This window comes from Mucilaginibacter flavidus (assembly GCF_024055575.1).
GTDB lineage: Bacteria > Bacteroidota > Bacteroidia > Sphingobacteriales > Sphingobacteriaceae > Mucilaginibacter > Mucilaginibacter flavidus.
Map to the genome: position 1 here is coordinate 1 of NZ_JAMXOE010000023.1, position 25,803 is coordinate 25,803.

At 43.3% G+C, this 25,803-nt stretch carries 22 protein-coding genes; 15 read left to right on the forward strand and 7 right to left on the reverse strand.

From position 1 onward, the window contains the following. Positions 1–704 precede the first annotated feature (704 nt). A complete protein-coding gene (gene ettA, locus NAF19_RS24375) occupies positions 705–2,387 on the forward strand; it encodes an energy-dependent translational throttle protein EttA (protein WP_252792968.1) in 1,683 nt (560 codons plus the stop codon). A 93-nt stretch (positions 2,388–2,480) separates the two neighbouring features. On the opposite strand, the gene NAF19_RS24380 is transcribed toward ettA, so the two are convergent. Next, positions 2,481–4,049 carry a carboxylesterase/lipase family protein gene (locus NAF19_RS24380; protein WP_252792969.1) on the reverse strand — a complete coding sequence of 523 codons (1,569 nt, stop codon included), beginning with the start codon at positions 4,047–4,049 and terminating at the stop codon, positions 2,481–2,483. A gap of 264 nt (positions 4,050–4,313) precedes the next feature. Here NAF19_RS24380 and NAF19_RS24385 point away from each other — a divergent pair, with 264 nt between their 5' ends. From NAF19_RS24385 to NAF19_RS24395, 3 genes are all read left to right on the forward strand, one after another. Continuing rightward, the gene (locus tag NAF19_RS24385) at positions 4,314–6,230 is read left to right on the forward strand and encodes a beta-N-acetylhexosaminidase (protein ID WP_252792970.1); all 1,917 of its coding nucleotides are present in this window, start codon (positions 4,314–4,316) and stop codon (positions 6,228–6,230) included. A gap of 91 nt (positions 6,231–6,321) precedes the next feature. After that, entirely contained in the window at positions 6,322–7,623 is a 1,302-nt protein-coding gene (locus NAF19_RS24390; protein ID WP_252792971.1) for a hypothetical protein, read from the forward strand. Beyond that, complete coding sequence (locus NAF19_RS24395; RefSeq protein WP_252792972.1) at positions 7,624–7,791, forward strand: hypothetical protein; 168 nt, start codon at positions 7,624–7,626, stop codon at positions 7,789–7,791. Positions 7,792–7,892: 101 nt separating this feature from the next. Here NAF19_RS24395 and NAF19_RS24400 read toward each other — a convergent pair whose 3' ends face one another. Continuing rightward, on the reverse strand, positions 7,893–8,786 hold the full coding sequence (locus NAF19_RS24400; protein ID WP_252792973.1) for a hypothetical protein: 894 nt from the start codon (positions 8,784–8,786) through the stop codon (positions 7,893–7,895). Between the two features lie 208 nt (positions 8,787–8,994). On the opposite strand from NAF19_RS24400, the gene NAF19_RS24405 reads away from it, so the two are divergent. The 8 genes from NAF19_RS24405 to NAF19_RS24440 all read left to right on the forward strand — a co-directional run bounded on the left by NAF19_RS24405 (position 8,995) and on the right by NAF19_RS24440 (position 18,018). Further along, the gene (locus tag NAF19_RS24405; protein WP_252792974.1) at positions 8,995–9,909 is read left to right on the forward strand and encodes a hypothetical protein; all 915 of its coding nucleotides are present in this window, start codon (positions 8,995–8,997) and stop codon (positions 9,907–9,909) included. A 668-nt stretch (positions 9,910–10,577) separates the two neighbouring features. Continuing rightward, positions 10,578–11,363 carry a sensor histidine kinase gene (locus tag NAF19_RS24410; RefSeq protein WP_252792975.1) on the forward strand — a complete coding sequence of 262 codons (786 nt, stop codon included), beginning with the start codon at positions 10,578–10,580 and terminating at the stop codon, positions 11,361–11,363. A 1-nt stretch (position 11,364) separates the two neighbouring features. Beyond that, positions 11,365–12,003 carry a response regulator transcription factor gene (locus tag NAF19_RS24415; protein WP_252792976.1) on the forward strand — a complete coding sequence of 213 codons (639 nt, stop codon included), beginning with the start codon at positions 11,365–11,367 and terminating at the stop codon, positions 12,001–12,003. A 236-nt stretch (positions 12,004–12,239) separates the two neighbouring features. Next, positions 12,240–13,424 (forward strand): acyltransferase family protein, encoded by a 1,185-nt coding sequence (locus tag NAF19_RS24420; protein WP_252792977.1) that lies wholly within the window; start codon positions 12,240–12,242, stop codon positions 13,422–13,424. 31 nt (positions 13,425–13,455) lie between these two features. Continuing rightward, positions 13,456–14,298 (forward strand): hypothetical protein, encoded by an 843-nt coding sequence (locus NAF19_RS24425; RefSeq protein WP_252792978.1) that lies wholly within the window; start codon positions 13,456–13,458, stop codon positions 14,296–14,298. 2 nt (positions 14,299–14,300) lie between these two features. After that, entirely contained in the window at positions 14,301–15,629 is a 1,329-nt protein-coding gene (locus NAF19_RS24430; RefSeq protein ID WP_252792979.1) for an acetylxylan esterase, read from the forward strand. A gap of 214 nt (positions 15,630–15,843) precedes the next feature. Next, positions 15,844–17,145, forward strand: coding sequence for an acetylxylan esterase (locus NAF19_RS24435; protein WP_252792980.1), 1,302 nt, complete (start codon positions 15,844–15,846; stop codon positions 17,143–17,145). Between the two features lie 15 nt (positions 17,146–17,160). Then, the gene (locus tag NAF19_RS24440; protein ID WP_252792981.1) at positions 17,161–18,018 is read left to right on the forward strand and encodes a hypothetical protein; all 858 of its coding nucleotides are present in this window, start codon (positions 17,161–17,163) and stop codon (positions 18,016–18,018) included. A 62-nt stretch (positions 18,019–18,080) separates the two neighbouring features. Here NAF19_RS24440 and NAF19_RS24445 read toward each other — a convergent pair whose 3' ends face one another. The 4 genes from NAF19_RS24445 to NAF19_RS24460 all read right to left on the reverse strand — a co-directional run bounded on the left by NAF19_RS24445 (position 18,081) and on the right by NAF19_RS24460 (position 20,552). After that, entirely contained in the window at positions 18,081–18,560 is a 480-nt protein-coding gene (locus tag NAF19_RS24445; RefSeq protein ID WP_252792982.1) for an SRPBCC family protein, read from the reverse strand. A gap of 46 nt (positions 18,561–18,606) precedes the next feature. Beyond that, entirely contained in the window at positions 18,607–19,071 is a 465-nt protein-coding gene (locus tag NAF19_RS24450; protein WP_252792983.1) for a GNAT family N-acetyltransferase, read from the reverse strand. Between the two features lie 2 nt (positions 19,072–19,073). Then, a complete protein-coding gene (locus NAF19_RS24455) occupies positions 19,074–19,913 on the reverse strand; it encodes a sulfurtransferase (RefSeq protein ID WP_252792984.1) in 840 nt (279 codons plus the stop codon). Positions 19,914–20,078: 165 nt separating this feature from the next. Further along, positions 20,079–20,552 carry a ribonuclease H-like YkuK family protein gene (locus NAF19_RS24460; RefSeq protein ID WP_252792985.1) on the reverse strand — a complete coding sequence of 158 codons (474 nt, stop codon included), beginning with the start codon at positions 20,550–20,552 and terminating at the stop codon, positions 20,079–20,081. A 422-nt stretch (positions 20,553–20,974) separates the two neighbouring features. Here NAF19_RS24460 and NAF19_RS24465 point away from each other — a divergent pair, with 422 nt between their 5' ends. Beyond that, positions 20,975–23,023 (forward strand): M13 family metallopeptidase, encoded by a 2,049-nt coding sequence (locus tag NAF19_RS24465; protein ID WP_252792986.1) that lies wholly within the window; start codon positions 20,975–20,977, stop codon positions 23,021–23,023. A gap of 5 nt (positions 23,024–23,028) precedes the next feature. Beyond that, entirely contained in the window at positions 23,029–23,490 is a 462-nt protein-coding gene (locus tag NAF19_RS24470; protein WP_252792987.1) for a DUF695 domain-containing protein, read from the forward strand. 258 nt (positions 23,491–23,748) lie between these two features. Here the strand turns inward: NAF19_RS24470 and tnpA are convergent, their stop codons facing one another. Then, complete coding sequence (gene tnpA, locus NAF19_RS24475; protein WP_252792988.1) at positions 23,749–24,210, reverse strand: IS200/IS605 family transposase; 462 nt, start codon at positions 24,208–24,210, stop codon at positions 23,749–23,751. Between the two features lie 161 nt (positions 24,211–24,371). Between tnpA and NAF19_RS24480 the strand changes: the two genes are divergently transcribed. Then, entirely contained in the window at positions 24,372–25,769 is a 1,398-nt protein-coding gene (locus NAF19_RS24480; protein ID WP_252792989.1) for a Gfo/Idh/MocA family protein, read from the forward strand. Positions 25,770–25,803: the final 34 nt, after the last annotated feature.

Genomic DNA, 25,803 nt, shown 5'->3' on the forward strand with positions numbered 1-25,803 from the left:
AATAATGCGAGTAGCTGCGCGGCTTCCATGCAACAAAAGAACCGGCTATTTATCTTAAAAACACATCGAAATTATCCACTTATGGGGATAATCGATTTCTTCCGAACACCCATGGTGTTGTCACCAACAAGCCGGGTGTGCAAAATTCTTTAAGTTCTACGGTAAGCCGCCGACCTATTATACTCACAAACTTCATCGTTTTGTTGTTGAGAACACCAACAAAGGCGGAAACATAGCTGGCTGATATCCAACATAAAGTCTTAACAAAAACTCCGTTCTGGCGCGTATCCGGGCAGGCCAAAAGAGTTGAGGTACTCATGCCGCGCTGTGCATAGTTGTTCTGTAAATTTGAACGGGGTTTACAGGTGTAAAGGCCTTTTATTTATAATATGTTGGATACCAGAAATTTAACATTTAGCCTGGGTATACTGTAAACCTCGTCTGTAAACCCTGAATTAATACGCTGATTATCAATATGTTATAAAATGATAAAACTGAATACCGTTGATAATCAGCATGTTTCACAGCGTTCGGGGTGTTCGTGTGCAGATATGGAACACCCCGCTGCCGCCGGCTTTTTTTCCAATTTAATCAACAACAATTAACCCAATCAACTTAATCAACAATTCCCTAATTTAGCCACCTGGTTACCGTGATTAGCTAATCACTAAATCACCCATTCACTAATTCACTAATTAAAAGTCATGGCAGACGAGAAGATAATTTTTTCGATGGCTGGGGTAAGCAAAGTTTACCCGCCGCAAAAAACAGTTTTAAAAAATATTTACCTGTCGTTTTTTTACGGCGCCAAAATAGGGGTTATAGGTTTAAACGGATCGGGTAAGTCGAGCCTGTTAAAAATCATAGCCGGGATAGATAAAACAAACATCGGCGAGGTGGTTTTTTCGCCGGGATACACCGTTGGCTACCTTAGCCAGGAACCTGAACTGGATCCCAACAAAACCGTAAAGGAAGTGGTGGAAGAAGGTGTAGCCGAAACTACGGCCTTATTAAAAGAATACGAAGACATCAACGAAAAGTTTGGTCTTGAAGAGTACTACGGCGACCCCGATAAAATGGAAAAGCTGATGAACCGCCAGGGTGAATTGCAGGATAAAATTGACGCGGTAAACGCCTGGGAGCTCGACGTAAAACTCGAACGCGCCATGGATGCCCTGCGCTGTCCTGACCCTGACGCTAAAATTTCGGTATTGTCGGGTGGTGAGCGCCGCCGCGTGGCCCTGTGCCGCTTATTGCTTCAGGAACCGGATGTTTTACTATTGGACGAGCCTACCAACCACCTTGATGCAGAATCCATCGACTGGCTGGAGCAACACCTTAAACAATACAAAGGCACTGTTATAGCTGTAACCCACGACCGTTACTTCCTTGACAACGTAGCAGGCTGGATACTGGAACTCGACAGGGGAGAAGGCATTCCATGGAAAGGCAACTATTCCTCATGGCTCGACCAGAAGGCCAAACGCCTTGCCCAGGAAGATAAAACCGAGAGCAAGCGCCAAAAAGCTTTGGAGCGCGAGCTGGAATGGGTGCGCATGGGGCCAAAGGGCCGTCATACCAAATCAAAGGCGCGTTTATCAAACTATGACAAATTAGCATCGGAGGAAACAAAAGACAGGGAAGAAAAACTGGAGCTATTTATACCGCCGGGCCCGCGTTTGGGTAATATTGTGATTGAAGCCAATGGCGTCAGCAAATCGTACGGTGATAAATTGTTATTTGACAATTTGAGCTTTTCGCTGCCGCCAGCAGGTATTGTGGGGATTATCGGCCCTAACGGTGCAGGTAAAACCACGCTGTTCCGCTTGATTACCGGGCAGGATAAACCTGATGCCGGTACCTTTCGTGTTGGTGAAACGGTAGCGTTAGGCTATGTAGACCAGTTGCATGATGACCTTGACCCCAATAAATCTGTTTGGGAAAATGTAACCGGCGGACTGGAAACCATTATGGTGGGCAATAAGCCGCTCAACTCACGCGCTTACGTGTCGCGCTTTAACTTTAACGGCGCCGATCAGCAGAAGAAAGTGGGTGTGCTGTCGGGCGGAGAGCGTAACCGGGTGCACCTTTCTATTACCCTAAAAAAAGGCTCCAACGTTTTGTTGCTGGATGAGCCGACAAATGATATTGACGTAAATACTTTGCGCGCTCTGGAAGAAGCCCTGGAAAACTTTGGCGGCTGCGCGGTAGTCATCAGTCACGACAGGTGGTTTTTAGACAGGATTTGTACACACATCCTCGCCTTTGAAGGTAACAGCCAGGTTTATTTTTTTGAAGGGAATTACAGCGATTACGAAGAAAACCGGAAGAAGCGTTTAGGAGATGTTGCGCCGAAGAGGATTAAGTATAAGAAATTAACTGTATAGTTGATGGCTGTGGGGACACAGCCATTGGGTATTGATTAGACTTACGAAGTTTTCAAAACTTCGTAAGTCTTTTTTTGAACAATCCCATCCCAACTACTTCCCCTCCAAATGCCCCAGCATAAACTTCAACTCCTCCTTGTCCGGCAAAGGGCTCGTCATGGCCTTATCATCAAAAACAATTACCCTGCTTTTGGATTTATTATATTTTGGCCATTCGGACAGGTTGCCGCCGTTTGGATTGCCGGTTTTGATGAAATTTACCCAGTAGGCCGACATCTGGTTAGCCAGCACGTAGTCGGCCGGTTTCCAGGGACGGTTTAAAAATTTCAGGTCGTCCATTATGTAAGCAACTTCGCCTGTGTGGAATGCGCCATATTTTTCAAAATCGGGCGTTGCAGGCAGCTTGTGTTGAAAATAATAAACGTATACCGGCGCTTTCCGCGAAGCCTGCATACTCGCCCATTTATAACCCGATGCCGCGAATATCATATCGCGGCTTAATTTGTTTTGCGAATTCACGGCCTCTTCTTCGGTATTTGCAGGGAAAAATTTCAGGAAAGCTTCTGCTCCCTTGCCATATTGCTGTTCGGCGTCTTTCTTAAATTCTTCTTTGGTTTGATATTTAAACACAAAGGCTTCGTCGGCATTCCAGCCGGTTAAAAGTGGGATGCTGTTTTCTTTGTGTTCGGCAAATATTTGAGCAACAGGCTCAGGCAACACGTATCCGTCAACAATGGGCGAAAACCTTGCCGGCGCCTTCATCAAATCTTCGGCCGAAAGCTTACGCAGTTCTTCCAGGGTATTGGCATGTAATGTGGTTGCAACTTTTACGCCTTCCGCTTCGGCATCTTTTAAAGTTTTTGATTGTATCAGCGGGTTTGCCACCATAAATGAGCCGCTTTCTGCTATGGCCTTGTTAAACAAACCTTTTGCCACAGGCGAAGCAATTAAACAATTAACACTCATTGACCCTGCCGACTGCCCGGCGATGGTTACGTTGTTTGGGTCGCCGCCAAATTTGGCTATGTTTTTCTTTACCCATTTTAAAGCTTCGATTTGGTCAAGCAACGCATAGTTACCTGAAACGTTACCTGGAGACTCTTTGCTTAACTCAGGATGCGCTAAAAAACCAAAAATGCCAACGCGGTAATTTATCGACACAAATATTACCCCTTTTTTGGCCATTGCCTCCCCATCATAAATTGGCACGCCGGCGCCGCCGCTGCTAAAGCCCCCTCCATATATCCATACAAAAACAGGCTTTTTGGGCGCGATATTATTTTTAGCCCATACATTCAAATACAAACAATCTTCGCTTATGGGTGCATCGGGTATTAAAAATTCTTTTGTGTAAACACCAAACGGCACAGGTTTGGCCTGCATAGGGCTGGGACCAAAGGCATCACATTTTTTCACGCCCGTCCAATGCTCCACAGGCTGGGGCGCTTTCCAGCGTAAATTGCCCACAGGCGGCGAAGCAAAAGGGATACCTTTAAATGATATCACATCGCTGGTTTCGCTCTTAACACCCGAGACCTGGCCTCCTTCGACATTAATAAAACCCGGCAAAAAAGCAGCAGGATTTTTTGAACTGAATGAATAAAACAAAACAGCGGCGCCAGCCAACACGGCGCAAACCACCAGGGAATAAAGTTTTTTCATGAAATTGGGTTTATAATGTGTCTTTGTGACGCAATATAGTGAAATAGTTGATTAGGTTGATTAAGTTAGCGGTTGATTAAGTTGGAAATAGAATCGCTGATTTTGAGATGGTTGCGTTGATTTCGCTGATTTAGGCATACGTTGCTATAACTTAATCAACTCAATCTAACCCAATCAACTTAATCAACCTCTTTTTAAATTAAATTAAAAAGTATAATTTGCATCACGATATCCCTGCCAGTTAACCGCTTATAAATTTCAAATATGAAAAAACTATCCTTAGCATTTTGCTGCTGTTTTGTTTCGTTTTTATCGTTCGGCCAAACAGCCAAAAATACGTTGGCTATAATCCCCGAACCGGTAAAAACGGTAATAAAGCCCCGTCAATTTATTTTACCCAAATATGTAACCATACAGGCGCCTTTAACAAAAGACGTGGTGTTGGTAACCGAATATTTAAAAAGAAAACTAACCGGAGCCGCCGGGGCAATGGTTACCTTAAAAGCAAACTCGGCTGCGCCCGCCGCAATTAAGCTGTTGCTTAATAAAAAGGCAGATACTGTTTTAGGTAAAGAAGGTTACCATCTTTGGGTAGGCGCAAAAGGCGTTGTGATAAGCGCCAATGAACCTGCGGGCTTATTTTATGGAGTACAAACCCTTATACAATTATTGCCAAAGGAAATTGAAAGTACCGAAGTACAGCATGTAAAATGGGTTGCCCCTTGTGTTGATATTACAGATTATCCGCGTTTTGGATGGCGTGGTTTAATGCTCGACGTTTCCAGGCACTTCTTTACCAAGCAGGAGGTTAAACAATACATAGACCAGATGGTGCGCTATAAATTTAACCTGCTGCACATGCACCTTACTGACGACGAAGGCTGGCGTATTGAGATTAAAAGCCTGCCGCGTTTAACAACTGTGGGCGCTTTCAACGTTAAAAAAGTTGGGGAGTTTGGTGACTTTAGCGCTCCAACCCCTGACGAGCCGCGCACCTACGGCGGTTTTTATACACAGGAAGATATTAAAGAACTGGTGCAATATGGCAAAGACCGTTTCCTGAATATTATGCCTGAAGTTGATGTGCCGGGGCATAGCCTGGCAGCAGTGGTATCGTACCCCGAACTGTCGTGCACGGCAGGTGCTGATAAATACCAGGTTCGCTCGGGCGAGCATATGATGGACTTTGGTGCCGGCGGTATCAAGGCTTTGGTTGATAATACGCTTAACCCCGCCAGCGAAAAAACTTACGAGTTTTTGGATAAAGTGATGTCCGAAATTTCGCAGCTTTTCCCATTTGGCTATATCCATTTGGGCGGCGACGAATGCGCCAAGAATTTCTGGGAGCAAAGTGCCGATGTTAAGGCGCTGATGGCGAAGGAGAACCTAAAAAATATGGAAGAGGTGCAAAGCTATTTTGAGAAGCGCCTGGAAACCATTGTTGAATCGAAAGGTAAAAAGTTTATGGGCTGGGACGAGATTATTGAAGGCGGACTTGGCCCTAAAGCCGCAGTAATGAGCTGGCGCGGTATACAAGGCGGTATTACTGCTTCGAAACTTGGTCACGAAGTGGTGATGAGCCCGACAACCTTTGCATACCTGGATTATATGCAAAGCGACCGCGTTATGGAGCCGCATGTATACGCCTCCCTCCGCCTCAATAAATCGTACGAGTTTGAGCCAGTTCCTGACGGCGCCGACGCTAAATTAATTTTAGGCGGACAAGCTAACCTGTGGACGGAGCAGGTATTTAATTTCAGGCAGGTGGAGTACATGACCTGGCCGCGCGGGTTTGCGATATCCGAGTCGGTTTGGTCGCCAAAGGCAAAAAAGAACTGGAACAGTTTTTACCCAAGGGTTGAAAAACATTTCGCCCGTTTTAACGAGGCCGAGATAAAATACGCCCCAGGCGTTTATGACCCGGACTTTAAACCACAAATGAACACCGACAACAAACTGACCGTTGAGATGACCACCGAAATACCAGGTTTAGATATTTATTACAGCTTTGATAACTCGTATCCCGACAGGTTTTATCCAAAATATACCGGGGCTGTTGAAGTGCCTAAAGATGCCAGCCAGTTAAAGGTGATAACTTACCGCGGTAAAGATCCGATTGGCCGTATGATATCTATGCCGGTGGCGGAGTTGAAGCGAAGAGTTGGGCAGAAGGGGCAATAGTTGTTAGCCCCGAGCCGTTAGTCTGAAGTCTTGAGTCGGAAAATTGAAAAATTCTTCCGCTCAGGACTTTGGATTTTAAAAACAAACGTTTATGAAAAGAATAACTTACATCATCGCTTTGTTGGCCGCTTTTACCGGCATTTCTTCTTTTAATAATATTAAACCTGTTCCTTTCCGTCCACAGGTTGTTTTAACCCATGCAAAACGATTTGTTTTTAAATCATTTGTCGATTGTAATATGTCGGAAGTGTGGGTGGGTAATAAGTTTATTATTTTCCCCGGCAAATATGGCGAAGACCCGCTATGGGGACCATCACACAACCTTAAGTACGCTATTGGCAACACAGTTGATGATGCTTTCAATACCAAAGAGAAAAAATTTATTGAACCAAAATTGCCGCCAAATGTACCGCCCGGCAAACCGGGGTTGCACGGCGCCGTTTGGTTCGAGTCTGTATACCAGGATGTGAAGGATACATCCGGCAAAACCCTGTATGCACTTTACCATAACGAAAATTATCCCCAAACGCTGCCTTACGATGCCCGCACCGGCAAAGGGTATAAAAACTATAAGTGGCCTCAAGGGTTGAAAGGGCCGTCGTCGGCCTCGGCAGTTTGTCGTATTGGCATCATGAAATCAACCGATGGCGGCCAAAGCTGGGATAACCGGGGCATTTTCCTGGAGGACGAGCAACCGCGGTTGATACTACATCCCAACAACACAGCCGCCAACTTTGCCGGCGGCACCGGCGACCCATCTGCAGTTGCAAACGGCAAATACCTCTATCTTTTTTTTGGCGAATATGGCTATCCCGGTGTTTACAACGAGAAAGCCTACAATCCAAAAGACGAATGGAAAGGCCAGTGTATCAGCATAGCACGAATAGCCTTAACAGATTTGGATAACCCCGCCTCCAAAGCAAAGCGCTGGGACGGCAAAGCATTTACAATTCCATACAATGGTGTGGGCAAACCCGTGGCATCAATCCAAATCTCGCCCGCTGAAGGTGGCGGACCGGCATCATCGCCGACTGCCAAGTATTACTGGGGCCCATCCGTAAGTTGGAATACCTATTTAAATTGCTGGGTAATGCTGATGGCCAAAGCCGAAGGTCCCTCATGGAAAGGGAGCAGCCTTTATGTATCATTCAACAAAAACGCTGACCTGGGGGCCGGTAAGAATTCCCAACAATGGACTAAACCCGTATTACTGCTTGACAAACCCGGGCATACCCTTTGGTACCCATCGCTGCAGCCTTTAAACAGCGACGCCAACCCGGTAAATAAATATTCATCCGTTAAAATGGGGCAAAAGGCAAGGCTGTTTTATAAGGATAATGACGGGGGTAAGAATGATTATGTATCGGAATGGGGGGTGGAGTTTAGGAGATGAATGAAGGCAACCCTGTTGAAGGCGGTGCTTACCTGTGCTATTGTTGTGCCGAAAGGTCTTGCGAAACCAAATGGTGATAACTACCGCGGTGAAGCGCCGATTGGCCGTATGATAACTATGTCGGCGGCGGAGTTGAAGCTAAGAGTTTGGCAAAAGGACAGTGGCTAGCAGAATTTTTTGCCTTATTTTGTAAAGCAAAGCCCTGTATGTACGCGTAATTCGATTCAGGGCTTTGCTTTATAAAAGCAAACATAGTTTGACTGAATTAATTATTTGCTTTTCCTTTTATCGTCCGAAGAAATATTCTGCTTGGCTGCAGCTTTTTGAGATCCAAAATCTAGGAATTTATAGTTTAAAGATAAGGCGAACCATGATTTGTCCTGATAAATATAGGTTTTAGAAAGGTCGCCAACCGCATGGTCGTAGCCTTTAATTATTCCTATTTGAAACTTCTTTTGCCAATCAAAAACAATTCCGCCGCCATAGGTAAATCCGGAAATCGACTGAGAACTTTGTGCCGGAACCATGCTATTATTTGAAGAATTCATAGGCAACGAACTTACCCCAAATGTTCCGCCAATACTTATGCCGCCGGTATTTCCAAGTAACCCCAATCTAACACCTAAGAATGTACCCAAATTTATATCGCCATTAAGAATGGAACCTGAATGCGATCCTGTTGCCGGCCTGTACTTAAATGGTATTGACAAACCGGAGAATACCATTTGAAATGTTATTTTTCCATAATAGTTCGCTTTGTATTTATCAAAGTCTGCTTTTGTAATCCAAAGCCAGGAATTGAAATCGTCCGAATCAATAGGAACCCCATCGGGCCAGCCGTGTGCCTTCCAATTTAAGGGGTCGCTATAATGGGGCGGATCAAGATATTTGCCCGTCAAGCTATCATAGTTTAAATTAGAAGGAATTGTGATTCTGACATACTCCACTTTGTCAATAGTTTCTGTTTTATCAACCTTAAACCAATAATTGTTTTCCCAAAAGTTAAAACTTGATAAATCAGGGTGTCCATTCTGATCCTGCCAAACATGAATAGTGTTTGCATTTCCATTTAATTTGTATCCTATAATCGTAGGATCGTCCTGGGAATAGGATTGTAAAATTGTGAAGATCGTAAGTCCGATCATTAGAGCAATTGTTTTCATGACATTTGGTTTATTTAAGTTTTAAAGTCCTCAAATGTCCATTTCAACATAAGACATAACTACCGTAACAAAACCCTTTTTAATAGGGTGATTTTACGGTATTAAAAAGGGTGAAAACGCGTTGTGGATGTGATAGTTAGTAGGGAGTTTTGGATTATTAAATCTCAAATTAATTCATTAAATTTGGCACACTTAAATCTTATTAGTCATGAAAAAGTTAGCACTCGGGATCTTGTTTGTTTCAATCGCTTTTGGATTCACACTTAATGGAGGCAAAGCACTTTCTAATGCTTTAGCGATTTCAAAAACCGACTCCTTATTTAAATCAACATTAAATGGTCTACCCATCGGGCTTGCCGATACAATGATTTCAAATTTCATTAACGACAATAGAAGTTTCCACAAACGCACGTCTATATGGATAAGCAAAAAATGGATTTACAAAGTGGTCGCCCTGCAGCAGGAACATGCCGAAATAGACGGCCTGCGAATCTACTTTGCAAAATATGCGAATGGAAGAAATACGATTGCTATCGTGCCTACAAAACGTTCAGTAAGTAGCTTTAATTCAAATGATAAAGACAACATTACTAAATATTATCACGTCGATTACGATGTTAAAGATACAACAAGTTATTTCAATACTTCAGCCGCAGAGGTAACTGATGAATATCATCTTATTAGGGGAGCAAACCTTTATAGAAAATCCCCTTGCATTACTCCTGACACATGTTTGCTTACAGGGATAAACAATATTACCTGTGGCAATGCGTATATGGCTGTTGCCGATTTTAAGAAGCGTGCGCTTTTAAAAAAAAATACAGTTAATACAAACAGCGAATGGTTTCCAATCGGTGTATTTTCCGCTTTGAAAGCAGAATTAGATTCAGCGACTTATAAAATGCCTGATAAACCAGGGAGTGGCATACGTATCTATTTCGGGAAGCTAAAAAAGCGCAATAATTTAATAATAGTCACTACACAAGATATTAATAATATTCAAACGGATTATTACAAATGCTATAACTTGTCAGCTAACTTTAAGAAGATAAAAGACATTACAGACAACGGCGAGCAATGCCCTAATAATTGCAATGGAGTGACCTTACCTAAACCTCAATAGTTCTTAATAATTAATACTATGCTTCGCTATTTCACAATAAATACTGTATCAGAATTAATTTGCTTTATAATCGCTTTGGTCTGTTTAAGTACGGACAAAGGCCATATCTGGCGCGTTTTCATTATCTTTCTTTTCATTACCTGTCTTACTGAATTTTTAGGAATTTATTTCAAATTACGTTATCTCGCTGACATAAAACACAATGCACCAAATATTTGGCTTTACAACGTATTATTGATATTTCAGGCTGCGTTTTTCAGCTTAATGTTCTATCACTTACTCACTAAATATATTAATAGCAAAATCATCATTATCAGCGGGTTTTTACTTATAATGATCTTTTACATTTTTGAAATTATACGGCATGGAATTTATTTGTATAACGAGTTAACAAATACGCTCATGTTGGTACTTGTTGTGATAGGTAGCTTCTATTATTTTTATTTATTACTTAAAGACAAAGACTATATAAACCTTAAAATATCAGCTTCTTTTTGGTGGGCTGTAGGACTTTTGTTTTTCTATTTCATAACCACCGGTTGCAATATATTTTATGAAAAACTTCACCATGTTGTAGTATCGCCTAAGCATTATCTTACCTACTACATTTACGCTGGTTCAAATATTATCTTGTATGGTTTCTGGGTTTATGCTATTATTTGCAGAAGATGGGAAATACAGATGTTAAGGAACTGATAATTTATGTCGCCTTGATTTTTCTAATCGCTCCGACATTCCTGTTGGTTTATATATTAGTACACAACCGTCGTAAAAAGCGCCACATCGAAGAAAAAGCCCTCATGCAGCTCACCTTTGATGCGGAAATAACCAAAACCCAACTCGAAGTACAGGAACAAACCATGCAAACCATCGGCGCCGATTTGCATGATAACATTGGCCAGTTGCTTAGCCTTACTTCGTTAACGCTTAACTCCATTGAGCTGGATGGGGACAAAAAGGCAAGGAAGAAAATTGATGCAGCTATCGACCTCACGATGCGGTCCATTAAGGAAATGCGGTTGCTGGGAAAATTATTACAAGGCGACCAATTGGTAGGTATGGGCCTGGACGAAGCTATAAAATACGAGATAAACTGGATTGAAAAATCGGGGAAGTATAAAGTTAACTACACCAACGACGGCGAAATGCCGGCGGCCAGCAGCCCGGACAAAGACCTGATTTTGTTCAGGATTTTGCAGGAAGTGTTGAACAATATTATTAAGCATGCGCAGGCAACGGTGATATCGATAAAACTGGAATACCAGGATTCGGTGCTGCGACTGCAGGTTAATGATAATGGCATCGGTTTTAATCACGACGATTTGCAGCCGGGACAAACCGGCATGGGCCTGCTGAATATTCAAAAACGTGCCGGGATAATCGGAGGCGAGGCTACAATAACCTCAAACCCCAACGAGGGTACAACTATTTCAATTTTTACACCCTATCCATAACATGCAAACGGATAAAATATTAATAGCCATTGTCGACGATCATACCCTTTTCAGGGATGGAGTGGCGGTGCTTATGGCCGAATTTGACGAACTACAAGTGGTTTTTGAGGCAGAAAATGGCGAACAGATGCAACATATGCTGGCCAGGCACCCGCTGCCGCAGGTAATTTTAATGGATATAAATATGCCTGTGATGGATGGTTACCTTGCCACCAAATGGGTTAAAGATAACCATCCGCAAATCAAAGTTTTGGCGCTCAGTATGTTTGAAGAGGATAAGGCGGTTATCCGGATGATAAAAAGCGGGGCAGGTGGTTATGTGCTAAAGGAGTCGAAACCGAGGGAGTTGCTCCATGCAATAAAAACCATAAACGAAAAGGGCGTTTATATAAACGAAATGGTATCGGGCAAACTCGTCCGCAAAGTTGCCGATGATGACGGCCCCGATTTTTCGCGTAAGGAATTTGAATTTTTAAGGCTTTGCTGCTCCGAATTAACTTACAAAGAAATTGCCGACCTGATGTTTGTAAGCCCCCGCACAGTTGATAATTACCGGGAATCTCTTTTTCAGAAACTGAACCTGAAAACCCGTACTGGTTTGGTTTTATATGCCATTCAGAACGAAATATTTAAATTTTAACTCGTACAGACACAATACTTGTGTCTCCCGCTGACAGGTAAAGAAAACATTTTCAGATGCCGTGTTCTAGAGACACAAGTGTTGTGTCTCTACGGAAAAATTACCCCAAAATAAACTTTTCCACACCCATAGATTAACTTTTTGAGTACAAGGCTTAAATTTCGGGGTATCTTAGAAAATTATATAACATTTAAGCAGTTTTGACACAAAGGCTACAACAAAATTATATACCAGCATTGACCGGAGTACGCGCATTGGCGGCCTACCTGGTATTTATCTCCCACTTTGCCGAAGTTTTTGATGGCGGTTTTCCGCATATTATCCAGCGCTTTTTCGGCGAGTTCCATATTGGGGTTAGTATATTTTTCGTGCTGTCGGGTTTTTTAATCACTTTCAGGTATTACAACAGCTTTCATTTAACCGGCGCCTGGTTCAGGCAATATCTTAAAAACAGGGTCGCCCGTATTTACCCCATGTACTTTTTGCTAACGATTGCTGCCTTTGCTTACTTTTTTATTACCGGTGATGCAAAGGTCACCAAAGGATTGCCGAACCCGGTTGGGTTGATGTTTATGAACATAACTTTTGTGCGCGGCTTTTTTTACCAATACTGGGATACGGGCATTGCACAAGGCTGGAGCTTGACAGTTGAGGAATGCTTTTACTTTTCGGCACCCATTATTTTCCTCATCGCCAAAAAATACGGCAAGTTTTATATACAGCCGGTAATCATCACGCTTTTCGCTATAGTGATGTTCCTTATTTTTCGCAATATTAACTGGCATGGCTTTTTTGGCGAGTTCAGCTTTGTAATGGTATTTACCTTTTTCGGCAGATGTTTCGAGTTTTTTGTGGGCGTACAGCTGGCGAGATATGTATTAAAAAACGGCTTTAAACGCACCAATAAGATCAGCTTTACCTACGTCGGCTTTATCATGATTTTTGTTTGCGTATTTGTGATGGCGCTGCAAACACCCATAGCGCCATGGTTATTTGGCCTGGAGACACCAATAGGTATCATTACTAACAATTATGTGCTGTGTATAATGGTGGCCTTCTTTTTTTATGGGATACTCACAGAGGAAACCAGCTTTAAAAAGCTGCTGGCTACCCCGTTTGTCGAACTGCTGGGCAAAAGCTCGTACATATTTTACCTTATTCATTTAGGGTGGATGTATACCCTCATTATGGGCAGCTTCAATCAGCTAAACGATTACATTTTTACCTTGTACGACAAATGGCAAAAAGATTGGATTTCGCCCTTCCAGTACGATTGGGTGAACCTTTTGTTGGTTTTTATCGTATTAAACGCTGTTTCTATATGTTTATTTAAACTTATTGAGGAGCCGTTAAACCATACGATACGTAAATCAAACTTTTTAATAAAGTATAAACCACGCCCGAAAGGGATTACGGATTAAGGAATTATTTTACAACCGGCCTGAATTTACAATGAGAAAAACTGTCACTATTTGGCTTTATATCTGTCTGTGTTTTGTTTTAATAACCCCGTTAAAAACATTTGCAGGCTTTCCAATTGGCAAATATCGCAATATAGTCGTCCCCACATTTTCCTACTATCGGCAAACCGACAGGTTTGATGATAAAGACCATGTAATAAAAGGCGCCCCCGGTACCAGCTTTACATCGTATTCAAGTAACCTGTTTATAGGTTACGGCATATCACGCCGGTTAGATTTTATTGCCACCATACCCTATTTATACCAGCAAAACATTGTTGCGCCGGGTTACAAACTGGTTGATGCAGGTTTCGGCGACGCCGTAGTTGGTTTTAGCTACAACCTGGTGAACAGTAATTTTGTAAGATTTTTTTCGATAGGTGTATCTGCGATTGTGCCTATGTACAATATCCATGATGGGCCATCGCCGCTGGGGTTAAGTGCTTTCGGCAGCGAGGTTAAGCTAATGTACTGCGGTAACCTGCCTAAAGATGTTTCAACAAAAGGCTATTTTAATCTTGAATTTGCCTACCGCAGGTATTATAATACCCAGGGCCCTGACCAAATTAGCCTTTTAGGCACGGTGGGTTACCCTGTATCAAAACACGACCAATTGAGCCTTGATATTTTGCTCTACAGGTCGTTCAGTTCGAACAAAGAATTTAACAGTAATATTTTTGCCGCACGCGATTATTCGTTTTTTAAACCGCAGTTAAACTATGGGCATACGTTTACCCGCAGATTCTCGGCCTTTGTCGGCGGCTTTTATGTGCCATTTGGAGTTAACACCGGGGTGGGCTACGGCGGATCGCTTTTAGGGGTTATTAAGATATAGTTATGAAAAAGGTATGCTATATAATTGTTTTCGCGCTTTCAATCCTGCTGGGTTCATTGGCTGCCGTGAAAGCACAGCAGCAAACCGAAGAAACAGGCGATGTGGTATTAAAAGCAACGCCGTATAACAAAACTGCGCTTTTTACGAGCAGCGAAGAAGTACGGTACAGGGTGCAACTGCACAACAATACTAAGCAGCAGCAAAACGGCCGTGTTTTATACCAGGTAACTACGGATGATGGCAAAAAAGTTACTGCCGATTCGGTCCGGATTTCGCTTAGAGAAGGGGGAGATAAAGATATCATTGTAAACATCCGCAAACGGAACACCGGTTTTTACAGGATAAACTTTATCGTTAAATTACCTGAATACGACGACACGGTAAGACGTGTATTTGGCGTAAACCCCGAAAAGGTAACATCGCAATTGCACAAGCCTAAAGATTTTGATGCTTTTTGGAAACAAAGTAAAGTGGAACTGGCGCAGGTGCCGGCCAATTACCGGGTGCTGGAACGCAAAGACTTATCAACGCAGTATAAGAAAGTGTACTCGGTTGAAATGCATTCCTACGGCGACCTGGTTATCCGCGGCTGGCTGGTTGTGCCTACCGATGGCAACAAGTTTCCCGTGCACTACCGTGTTCCCGGCTACGTGGTAAGCCTGCAGCCTAATATGGATAACGACGATTTTATAGCCTTTGATTTGAATGTGCGCGGCAACGGCAACAGCAAAGATGTGATAAACATAGGCACGGATAATTACTCGTTGATAAACATCGAAAATAAAGAAAAATACATTTACCGAGGCGTTTATATGGATTGCCTGCGCGGCCTTGATTTTTTATACTCGCACAGCAACCTGGGTATCGATACCTCGAAGATTTTTGTGGAAGGCGGCAGTCAGGGTGGTTCGCTGGCGTTGATAACCGCTGCGCTGGACAAACGCGTAAAGCTGCTAACCATGCAGGTGCCGCTATATGCCGATATACACGATAATTTTGCCATATCGGCATCGTACGACCAGCAGGTTTTTCCGTTTAAAGTGTTCAGGAAATACCAAAGCCAGCATGCAGGTTTTTCGTGGGAGAAATTTTACAGCACCTTTGATTATTACGACCCGCAAAATTTTGCGCCAATGGTAAAGTGCCCGGTATTGATGGGGATTGGTTTGTTGGACCAGTTTTGCCCGCCGCGCTGCAGCATGGCATTGTATAACCATATAAGCAGTACCAACAAAGAATTTGTGTGTGTACCAAACTCCACACACGAGGTTAATTTTAATTATTTTATGTTTCAAAACCTGTGGCTTCGCGAGAAATTCAGGATACCATAGGCAAATAAGTGTTGAATTGTTTACCCATTTTTCAACAGGGTTGTTACAATCAACACGTTCAAAAAACGTTTTAAAAGCTGAAAAACCATACTGTGGGTACAATTGTTTACAGTTAAATGGGGAATTGGTATTTCGGCACGGTAATAGCAATATAAGGCAGTTACAAAGTTTAAATTGGCAGTATTATATGCCGGCCAGTTAATGAGTCAAAATTATGATGGTAAATTTTACAAATAAATTCCTGGTAATAGCCCTTGCCCTGGCATGCATAACCGGTGCTAACCGGGCGGCCGCACAGGATGGTACCGTGAACACCAATGTACTAACGCACGATAAAGATGGTGTTTTCAATTCCACAGCATCGTATACTTTTGATGTTAGCAGCACCTACACTACGCCGCAAACCGGCAGGGTTAAATACGAAGTAACCACAGAGGCCGGCAAAAAAATGAGGTCAGATTCGGTTGCCGTAAAATTGGGCGGTAAAGGTTCTGCCAGTTATAATTTTGATATCAGCGGCCTGCCATCAGGGTTTTACAAAATCAATTTCATGATTAATGTAACCGACTACGATGATACCACCCGCAAAGCATTTGGCATACGCCCCGAAGAAATACGCTCGCAATACGGCAAACCAGCCGATTTTGATGCATTTTGGCAAAATGCCAAAGCAGAACTTGCCACTGTAAATCCCGAGTTTAAGGTTACCGAAATGCCCGACTCGAGCAAAGACAAGAGAAAGGTTTTTTTGGTTGAAATGAAATCGCTGGGCGGCCTAACCATTCGCGGCTGGCTGACTGAGCCTATAACAAAAAACAAGAATAAGAAATTTGTAGTGATGCTGGCACTACCGGGTTACCAGGTTGATTTGAAGCCACTGTATGGCCTCGATCCGGATATCGCTATACTATCATTGAATATTCGTGGACAGGGCAACAGCAGGGATGTAATTAACGTACGCAAAGAAACTTACATAACTCTTGGTGTTGAAGACAAAAACAAATATGTATTAAAAGGCGCCATTATGGATTGTGTGCGGGCGGTGGACTTTATTTATACCCGCCCCGAATTACGGCATGATAACATAATTGCCGTTGGCGGTAGCTTGGGTGGATTCCTGGCTGTTGCAACTTCTGGCGTCGATAACCGTATAAGCTTCTGTTCAGCAGCGAACCCGATACTTGGCGATGTGCGCAATTTGGCTAACCAGGTTGACTGGCCTTTTAACGACATAAAAAGATATGTTAATACAAGGCCGGGACTAACTTTTGATAAGGTGTTAAATAATATGGACTATTTTGATGCCAAAAACTTTGCATCAGCAATAAAATGCCGCACATTGATGGGCATGGGCATGGTTGATAATATTGCACCGCCGAATACAGTACAAACCATTTACAACGGCATCCCGGCCGACAAACACCTGATTATTTTCAGGGATTTGGCGCACGAGATTGGCAAGAAGTATGTAGTGTATGAGGGCCGCTGGATGCGTGACACTTTTGCTTTATTTTAACATTAACCATTTATCATGAGCCTTTTGAAGACTTTTACAAAAATTTTATTTTTTACGCTGATACTTTTTATAACGACAGAAAGCGTTAGTTATGCCGATGGTGGATTTCCTACCAGGCCAGGTCGGTTGTTGATTGCCCCATCTGTTAGCTACTTTTTTGCCAATTCGCAATGGGATTCAACAGGTGTGAAAAGTCGTTTTCCAAATAATGGCAAGTTTTCGTCGGTGGGTGTAACCTTATATGCCGAATATGGCATCAGCCGGAAATTTGCCGCAGTTGCGTCAATTCCGTTCGTATACAATATGTACGACCAAACAGGCCTGCCGCAATCATCCAGTTCGGGACTTACCGACATGGAAACAGGTTTAAGATATTACCTGGCAAACATCGATTTTGTTTACTACTTTTCGATACAGGGTACTGCTATCACTCCGCTATATTCGAACAATAATAGCCTGGGCTATGGGCAGGAAGGCGCAGAGTTAAAGCTCGCATTTTCTGGTACAGGTCACTTAGGGGGCTTAAGCACTTATTTTAACGCTGCCGATGGTGTGCGCCAGTATTTTGGAACCAATGGCCCTATACAAAACAGGTACAATGCCACATTTGGCTTAACGCTTGATGAGGATTACGAAAACCAGGTATCTGCTACTGTAAGCGGTATCTACTCGCAAAGTAACGACAAGCGTTTTTCGGTAATACCACAAACCAATAAAGATTTTTCGTTCCTGCAGGCCTCAATAGGTTTCGGTCACTCGTTCACCCGCGAAACATCGTTGTTTTTAAGTGGCGGCAGGTTTTTAACAGGTCGTAACACAGGCATTGGTACCTCCGTGTCGTTGGCCTTTATTTACAGGCTGGATTATAAATAAAAAAGTTGGCACTAAACAGTAGGCAGTTGGCAGTAATTGAAAAAAAACTGCCAACTGCCTACTCACAACTGCCCACTGATTTCCCCAAACAACTCCTTTACGGCTTTTTCCCGGTAAGTAAATATTTTTTCAATTTGTTTGCCTACGTATACCGTATTGGTCAGCCTGCCTATTGGCCCGAATGGCATGGCGTAGTATAAAATATCGTTCATCAATACGCCGCCTTTTATCGCTTTAAAATGATGCTCATGATGCCATAAAGCATACGGACCAAAGCGCTGTTCATCTACAAAATATTCACCTTCCTTAACGTGCGTTATTTCGGTCATCCAGTTCAGCTTTATGCCTAATAAGGGTGAAATTTTGTAGGTGATGATCATGCCCTCGTACATCTTGGTATTAGGGGCATAGTCTGATGTCACAACAAACTTCATGTCATTAGGCGTAATCTTTGCCAGGTTTAACGGCGAGGAGAAAAAGTCCCAAGCCTGTTCTAAGCTGATGGGTATGGCTTGTTCGGTTTTTAATACGTATGATTTCACGTTGTAAGTTACGGTAATATATGTGCGGCGGTTTTAATTATATTTATTAATTAAGCCCCAGTCGCATCTCCAGCAGGTGCCCCTTAAATCCCGCTTTTTCATAAGCCTTTAGCGCGGGCTGATTTTGGTGGTAAACTTCCAGCCGCAGCTCCCTGATATCTTGTGAAAGTGCCCATGCTTTCAGTGCCTCCAATACTTTGTTGTTCACACCTTTGCCGCGATGTTCCGGCTTGGTGTACATAAAACCAAGGTAACAATACCGTGAATGCTTCAGGTAGCTTTTGGGTATCATTATCCGGGCATATCCGGAGCCAACTAATTCACCATCAAGTTCGGCAACAATTACTTCCACATCAGGCGCGGTAATCATCAGCCCCAAATCATAATAATGAATTTCGCCCTCCTTTAAAGTCGGGTCAAAAGGGCGTTCGGCTGTAATAATACCTTGTTCGAAGGTTAGCAATATGTCAAGGTCTGCCGGGCGGGCAGACCTTGTAATTATTTCACCCATATTTAAAACCGCTCGCTGGTAGCCATTGGTAAATCTCTTCTCGACCATTCGCTCCACGAGCCCACATACAATTTGGGTTCGGTAATTCCGGCGTAAGCCATCCCCAGCAAGGTATGGCAGGCGGTAACGCCGGAGCCGCAATGTACAATCACATCCTCTTCCGCCACGCTGCCAATGGTATCGTGATACATGCTCCGCAAAATTTCGGCAGGTAAAAATTTGCCATCGGCATCAAGGTTCAACACATAGGGCAAATTTGCCGCACCCGGAATATGGCCGGCAATTAAGTCGATGGGTTCGGTTTGGCCAAGATAACGCGGGCTTTCCCTTACATCTATAACAACGCGGCTATCGTCCTGTGCGGCTTCGCCAGCTTCTTCAATATCAACGGTGCCCGCATAGTAGCCATGCACCGGGTAAGGCTTTGCGGCTTTGGGTTGGTAGTCATCTTTATTTAGTTCGATGCCCGCCCTGTTAGCTGCCTGCAAGCCGCCGTTTAACACCTGCAGTCGTTTGTGACCAATGGCCCGCAACATCCACCATAAACGCGCCGCGCTAAACGCACCCGATTTATCGTCGTAAATAATTACATGGCTTTCGGGGGTAACGCCCCAACTTCCCAGTAAAGCAGCAAAGGCTTCGACGTCTGGCAAAGGATGTCGCCCGCCTTGTGAGGCGTCAGTTACTTTGGCCGCCAGATGCTTGTCTAAATCGGCATAAATGGCGTTTTTTAAATGGCCGGCAAGGTAGCGCTGGTGCGAGTCGGCACCGCCCCGGGCATCGATGAGGATGGTATTAGCGCCGGCAAAAGCCGGATCGTTGATTTCAATTAGTGGCGACATAGCTGCTTTGATATTTAGTGGTAAAGAGAACCAAGAGTCAAGAATCAGGAACCAAGATGAAAGCCGGCGTGTTTGATCGTCCTATCTTGATTCTTGGCTCTTGGTTCTTGACTCTCTCCCATATAAATATCAAATATAGCCACACCGAAATTGTTTTCAGCAATTTTACTGAACCATTTTATTGGCACAGTACGAACTGGCAAAAGCTTCGGGCTTAGCCTTAAACACAAAACCCATACTCAGGATGTAGCCCATGGCCTCGTGCAGGGCCTGGTTGCTTTTAAACATCGGGTTGGTGTTAATGTCGGCATGCACCTCAAGGTCAACTTCATACAGGTCGAGCAAGTCGCAAAGTTTGTAGGCAATGTCGATTGATTTTTGCACCTCGTTCAGCATTCTTTCTTTAATGCTCATTTTTTGCGAAGTGCGTTCCTGGTGGATAAACATAAACCCGCCACGTTGTTCGCGCAAAAAAACAATTACGGTTGCAAAATCAGTTACTGCGCCTTTTACCTGCGAGTCGGTGCCGATGCAAACTTTAAGCTTGTTGCCCAGGTTGGTTTCCCGTTCAATGGCCCGTTCAACTTCTTCTAAGATGGGCGAATTAATAACCTCGCCGCTAAATTTTCTCCAGGTCATAAATTTATATTTAGGTGGTAAATTTTAGCTGACCTTTTTACGGTCTATAAAAATAAGCGATAACGTTCCATATAAACGTTACTATGGTGTGATTTATTTGTTAACATTTAGCTGAATATTAACAGGTTGTGAAGTAGTTTATGGTGGATGGTTCATAGTTCATAGCAGTTGCATTGGCCGGGATATAAATAATCTCAAGCCAAGCCGACAATGAACGATGGATAAATAATCAATGAAATCTCTAAAACAGCAATCGGTGAAATCATCTTCCAATCGGTGCAACGGCAAAGCACTCTTGAGCGCCTATTGAAACAAACAACTGCGAAAAATCCCAACAAATAAAAACAGGTGAGATCAGCATATAATCCGTGAAATCACAACAATAATTTTATCCTATCTTTAACCTATAAACCCTTAACCCAATGAGATTAGCAAAATACTTCTTACTTGCTTTGCCTGTGGTAATTTTAGCCGGTTGCAAGCAGCCTAAAACGTCATCCGAAGCCGACGCTCCGAAGCGTACTGTGTTTTTTGATAAAAGCGGTATGGATACTTCGGTAAAGCCGGGCGACAATTTCTTTTTATATGCCAACGGTAAGTGGATAAAGGATACCCAAATACCGCCAAGCGAAAATAGCTGGGGACTGGGCAACATACTTTATAACGATAACCAAAAGCACCTGCACAGTATTTTGGATGATATATCAGTAAACGACAACCCCACTGGCAGCAAAGAACAAAAAGTTGCAGATCTGTATAAAAGCGGCATGGATACCGCCACCATAAACAAACTTGGCTACGACCCGGTGAAACAATTACTGGCTAAAATTGATGTAGTAAAGGATTATAAAGACCTGGTAAACCTCGCTGCAACTGGTTTTAAGGATGGCGATGGCTTTTTATTGGGCTTTTATGTATCGCCTGATGATAAAATCAGCTCGAAAAACGTGCCCCATTTCGATCAAACAGGGTTAACGCTTCCAGAAAAGGGCTACTACTTTAATACCGATTCGGCATCAAAAAAAATACGCGGTGAATATGTTAAATACATAACCAAGCTTTTTACGCTGACAGGCATCGACCCTACAATGGCGGCTTCAAAAGCGGATGGGATTTTAAAGCTGGAAACCGCGATTGCAGGCGCGAGCCTAAGCCCGGTTGAATTGCGAGACCCGCAAAAAAACTACAACAAGTTTACCGTTGGCGATTTTCAAAAACTGATACCGGATTTAGATATTCCCGGCGCCTTCCAGTTGATGGGTTTGAAGACAGACACCGTTTTGGTTGGGCAGCCGCACTACTACAAAGCGTTGGACTCATTGCTGAAAAGTCAGCCGATATCTGTTTGGAAGGACAAGGAATATTTTGGCGTGCTTGATGGTGCAGCAACATCGTTAAGTAAAAATTTTGCTGACGCTCATTTTGAGTTTTATGGTAAAACGCTAAACGGCCAGAAAAAACAAAAAGAACGCTGGAAAACTATCGTTGCTAAAGTTGATGACGGCCTGGGCGAATTGCTGGGGCAATTGTATGTGCAAAGGTATTTTACACCCGAAGCTAAACAGCGTATGCTTAGCCTGGTAAATAACCTCCAAAACGCATACCGCGACCGTATAGAAAAGCTTGACTGGATGAGTCCTGAAACCAAAAAGAGTGCAATTGCCAAGTTGGATATCATCACCAAAAAAATAGGTTATCCCGACAAATGGAAAACCTATGACGATGTTGAAATTAACAAGGATACCTATTACACCAACCTGCAATCAATAGCGAAGCATAATTATAATGAGCAGATCAAAAAAGTGAACAAGCCGGTCGACAGATCGGAATGGAGTATGACACCGCCGACAGTTGATGCCTATTATAACCCAACCTTCAACGAAATAGTGTTCCCGGCCGGGATATTGCAATACCCGTTTTTTGATAATGATGCCGATGATGCCATTAACTATGGCGCTATAGGCCTGGTAATTGGTCACGAACTTACGCATGGGTTTGATGACCAGGGCCGTCAGTATGATAAGGACGGGAACCTGAAAGACTGGTGGACAAAAGAAGATGCCGATAAATTTAAAAGCAAAGTGCAGGTAATGATTAACCAGTACAACGGCTTTACTGTTTTAAACAATGTGCATGTAAACGGCAGTTTAACCCAGGGCGAAAATCTTGCCGATATTGGTGGATTGGCCATTGCCTACCAGGCATTTAAAAACACCCCCGAAGGCAAAAGTGACAGAAAAATTGATGGTTTTACACCTGATCAGCGTTTCTTTCTGTCGTGCGCGCAGGTATGGCGGGCAAAGCGCAGCGACGAGTTAACAAGGATGTTAATTAACGTAGATCCGCATTCGCCGGGTATGTGCCGCGTAATTGGGCCCGTATCAAACATGCCCGAGTTTTACAAGGCATTTAATATAAAACCGGGTGATAAAATGTATAGGGAAGAAAAGGATAGGGTAAAGGTTTGGTAGAATATATGGAACAGTTTAGGGTCATAATTCCGGATGAAAAATATACCGTACTCGAATTTTTGCAGGAGGACTCTCCGGGTGTTGCGCTTATTAATAGGGCGCTTAGAACTTTCGAAGCAAAGGTGGTTTTTGGCTGGCATCTTTCATTGATGATTGATTTTGAAGATATCATAGAAAATGGTATGCCTTCTCAACAGGAGCGAAATGTTTTGGATGAGTTCGAAGAACGATTCAGTTCATTGTTAAAAGGTACTGATTTGGAAAAACCGAACGCATTGTTTTTAGCTCGCATTACCTGGAATAAAACCCGCGAACTAATTTGGCGGATTTACGAACCGGAAGCAGCAAATAAACTACTTGAAACTATTATTGAACAGAATCAATTTTCAAGAACGTTCGATTACCGGCTGGAATGTGATAAGGATTGGAAATTAGCTGAATGGCATTTAGCGGAACACAAAAAATAACGATTGCTTGGCGCATAGGTTTCGCACCTCCGGAGCGAAAAATTCTCTCGTGTTTTTTTCTACCAATATTTGCCCCCGATGGGGGCTGATTAGCATGTGCGATTCCGCTCGCTGGGGAAATAGTGGTTTAATTTCCTGACTGACATTATAGCCACAAAAGCGACTCCTTTGGGAGCCCAATATTGGTAGAAAAAACGCGTCACACATTTATTGCCCTGTAGGGGCAACACCTATACGATATGCTTTTACGCAATGTCTTTATTCCGGCAACTTGAAAATGTACCGTTCGTGATAATCTACTTCAAACTGTTTCAAAAACTGTTCGTATTCCTCCAGAAACGTTTTGTGGCGATGATGTCCCTCCTGGTTCAATACGTACTCGGTAACTTTGGCCACATGCGACCGCGAATATGAGAATGCTCCGTAACCCTCCTGCCAATTGAAAACTGCCGGGGTAAATTGCTTATCATTTATCCATTTGGAAGATTCGCTTTTGACAATCCTCATTAAATCTGCGAGAGATTGATTGGGCCTGAAACCAAAAAACATATGCATGTGGTCGGGCATGTTGTTTATGGCTAACATTTTATGTCCGTAATTTTGAACTATACCTATCATGTATTTTTTTAATTGGTCTTTCCAATCAGGTTGAAATAACGATGCACGGTATTTTACCGCCATCACGCACTGAATATGAATTTGGGTGTAGGTATTTGCCATTTATTCTTAATGATTATTTCCGCAATTTAAATGTTGCACCCACAAAAACAAAAAACCAACCAATAAACTAAATGCCTATATTGCAATATCAGTTATCCCCGTCGTTGTTCCCGCAATGCGGGTAAAACCCAATTAATAAAATTATCTAAAACCGAAAGATTATGTCATCTGATCGCAGAAAATTTATCAAGCAACTTGGCAGCACCATTGTACTCACATCTGCCTCACTTTCGAGTTTTGCAGCAATGGACGACCATGAGCGGCGACTATTACAGGCCGAAAAACGCTACAGCGCCAATGATAAAATTCGGATCGCAACCATCGGCATGGGGATAATGGGTTTTAATGATACACGGGCCGCACTTACCTGTCCAGGCGTTGAACTGGTTGGCGTATGCGATTTGTACCAGGGCCGGCTGCAGCGCGCCAAAGAAGTTTACGGCAATAATATTTTTATTACGGTTGATTACCACGAAATACTCGACCGTAAGGATGTTGATGCCGTAATAATTGCCACCAGTGATAACTGGCACAGCACAATAGCAATTGACGCCATGCGCAAAGGCAAAGCCGTTTACAGCGAAAAACCAATGGTGCATTACCTGAGCGAGGGCTTGGGTGAAATAAAGGTGCAACAGGAAACCAAAGCGGTTTTCCAGGTGGGTAGTCAGCGCATCAGCAGTGTTGCGTTTAAAAAAGCTAAAGAACTGTATAAGTCAGGCGCCATCGGGCAGATAAATTCGGTTGAAGCGTCGTTTAACCGCCAAAGTGCGTTGGGTGCGTGGCAGTATACAATACCACTCGACGCTGGACCGCAAACAGTGGCATGGGATCGCTACCAGGCACACGCAAAAACCAAGCTGCCTTATGATAGTAACCGATTTTTCCGGTGGAGAAATTACCGCGAATACGGCACCGGCGTGGCAGGCGACCTTTTTGTGCATTTGCTTACTGGTATTCATTTTTTAACAGATTCAAAAGGCCCCAGCAAAATATATTCCATTGGCGGCACCTACTACTGGAAAGATGGTCGCAATGTGCCTGATGTTATGAGCGCCGTTATTGAATATCCTGAAACACCGGAGCACCCAGCCTTCCAGGCAAACCTGCAGGTAAACTTTATCAGCGGCGAAGGCGAGCGCACCTCAACTAAAATTATTGGGTCGGAAGGCGTGATTGATTTATTTGGCGAGGGCGATGGGTTCACCATCCATAAAAACAAGCTGTCGGTGGCGCCGGGAATTGGCGGCTGGGATTCATTGGCAACTTACCCGGAAGCGATGCAAAAATCATTGATGGACGAGTACAATAAAAAATATTCTTCTTCCGACCAACAGCGGCCAACCCTGGCGCCGGTAACTTTCAGCGCCCCACCGGGATACAATGCATCAAACGAACACTTTGCCAATTTTATGGATTCTATCCGTACCGGCAAACCCGTAGTTGAAGATGCCGTATTTGGTTTCCGTGCAGCGGCCCCGGCGCTATCATGCAATGAGAGCTATTTCCAAAACAAAGTTATCCACTGGGATGCGGAGAATATGAAGGTGTTGGGATAGAGGTTAGTGAATTAGAGATTAGTTGAATAGGGAT